The organism is Bacillus sp. JJ1474, from assembly GCF_036965225.1.
Taxonomy (GTDB): Bacteria; Bacillota; Bacilli; order Bacillales; family Cytobacillaceae; genus Cytobacillus.
This window is the reverse complement of the sequence record NZ_JBALPC010000258.1, coordinates 1-1,520: the sequence shown is the minus strand read 5'-3', so window position 1 is coordinate 1,520 and position 1,520 is coordinate 1. Positions and strand designations below refer to the sequence as shown.

Sequence of the window (1,520 nt, the reverse complement as noted above, 5' to 3'; positions counted from 1 at the left end):
AATAGCTTGACTACGAGGTAAGTGTAATTATTCGGGCTTTTTCAATCTGTTTTCATGTTCATTTATATTTCCCGATTTATTGCATGTAACTTGTCGTCGAGCGCTCTCGTATTAACCTGAGCGTATTTTTTATTGCTTGCGGTAAAACTATAATAAAAATTTGTAGGGGGAAATAAAGTGAAAAAGTACTTCAGATTTGAAGAACTGGGCACAAACTATCGCCGTGAATTTTTAGGTGGGATGACCACGTTCTTAGCAATGGCTTATATATTAGTTGTTAATCCGGCCATTCTAACTCTTGCGGATGTAACAGATTTTCCAGATGCTTTACGAATGGACCACGGAGCGGTATTTGTAGCAACAGCTCTTTCAGCTGCAGTTGGTTCCATCATTATGGGGCTATTAGGAAAGTATCCACTTGCTCTAGCACCAGGTCTTGGATTAAATGCCTTTTTTGCCTATACAGTTGTTTTAGTAAACGGAAGCCCGTGGCAACACGCGCTTGCAGCTGTTTTTATTTCAGGTGTTTTCTTCCTTCTTTTAACACTTACTGGCTTACGCGAAAAACTAATTAACGCGATTCCGATTGAATTAAAACACGCAGTTGGAGCCGGAATCGGCTTGTTCATTACATTTATTGGATTCCAAAACGCTGGTATTATTGTAAATAGTGATGCAACGCTCGTAGGGTTAGGTGATCTAACGAACGGAAATACTCTGCTTGCAATATTCGGATTGCTAGTAACGGTTATTTTTATGTCAAGAGGGATTAAAGGCGGTGTATTTTATGGAATGATTATCACCGTAATTGTAGGAATGATCTTTCAATTAATTGACATACCTGAAAAAGTGGTTGATAAAGCACCAAGTCTTGCACCAACGTTTGGCGCACTCTTTAGCTCATTTGGCGACAGTTCTTTCTATACAACAACAATGCTTGGTATTATTTTAACTTTTTTATTCGTTGATTTCTTTGATAATGCAGGGACATTAGTTGCTGTTGCAAACCAAGCAGGGTTTGTTAAGGATAATAAGCTTCCTCGTGCAGGAAGAGCACTAATTTCAGATTCGATTGCTACCATTTCTGGTTCTGTATTTGGGACTTCAACCGTTACTTCTTTTATAGAATCATCAGCCGGAGTGGCTGCAGGAGCAAGAACGGGATTTGCTTCATTAGTGACTGCAGGATTTTTTATTATATCTATTTTCTTCTTTCCGTTATTAGCGATTGTTACCCCAGCGGTCACTGCGCCTGCTCTTATTATTGTCGGAGTATTGATGGTGTCATCGCTAGGGAAAATTGATTGGAACAGATTTGAAGTAGCTGTACCTGCATTTTTAACAATGATTGCGATGCCTCTTTCATATAGTATTGCAACCGGAATTGCCGTTGGATTTATTTTTTATCCAATTACAATGATTGTAAAGGGACGCATAAAAGAAATTCATCCTATTATGTATTTCTTCTTTGTAATCTTTGTTCTATATTTCATCTTTTTAAAATAACTAATTTAGTGGAG

1 protein-coding gene is annotated in these 1,520 nt (G+C 38.0%); it reads left to right on the top strand.

Annotated features, from left to right (window positions below):
- The first annotated feature begins 177 nt into the window (after nt 1-177).
- A complete protein-coding gene (locus V7164_RS23870) occupies nt 178-1,506 on the top strand; it encodes an NCS2 family permease (protein ID WP_335345245.1) in 1,329 nt (442 codons plus the stop codon).
- Nucleotides 1,507-1,520 lie beyond the last annotated feature (14 nt).